The 563-nt window shown below is 49.4% G+C and carries 2 protein-coding genes; both read right to left on the bottom strand.

Features of this window, described 5'->3' with window-relative positions:
* Positions 1-347, bottom strand: a 347-nt coding sequence (locus tag KMS84_RS43745; protein ID WP_256921269.1) for an ABC transporter permease, incomplete at its 3' end; no start/stop codon positions are given.
* A 71-nt stretch (positions 348-418) separates the two neighbouring features.
* Positions 419-563: dTDP-4-dehydrorhamnose 3,5-epimerase family protein (locus KMS84_RS43740; protein WP_498066966.1), on the bottom strand; the 145-nt coding region annotated here is incomplete at its 5' end.

Below are 563 nucleotides of genomic sequence, written 5' to 3'. Positions count from 1 at the left end.
ATCAACCACACGCTTAGACTGACCAGGAAATGAAACATCGCAGATCCGAGGTTTACCCAAGGTAGAATTTCCAGCGGAAAAACTACCTTTTTCACATAGTTTGCATTGGCCAGGATGACGCCTGGCGCCCGATTGACGCATTCTGCGAACAGGTTGAACACCATCAGCCCGCCGAACAGTACCAATGCAAATTCTGTCTTTGAATCAGTGCCGCCAGTCCAACGCGCTTTGAAAACCACGCTGAATACGAACGTATAAACAGCGAGCATCAGTACCGGATTGAAAAAAGACCAAAAAATCCCCAGAAAGGAACCTTTATAACGGCCAATGACTTCCCGCTTGATCATTGCCTTAATCAGGCTACGATTGCTCCAGACGCTCTGGACGAGCGCCTTTGGCGATATCGAGTGCAATTGCATCAGGCAAACACCTCAGCATTGCTTAGCAGTAGCCCTTGTTGATCTTTGCCAGAGAGTGCCGGCTCTCCGGAAACAGGCCATTTAATATCCAACGCAGGATCGTTCCAAGCAATGCAACGCTCATGCGCAGGCGCGTAATAGTCC

This window comes from Streptomyces hilarionis (assembly GCF_024539675.1).
In the GTDB taxonomy this organism is placed as follows: Bacteria; Actinomycetota; Actinomycetes; order Streptomycetales; family Streptomycetaceae; genus Streptomyces; species Streptomyces hilarionis.
This window is presented reverse-complemented; position numbering and strand designations above follow the sequence as displayed.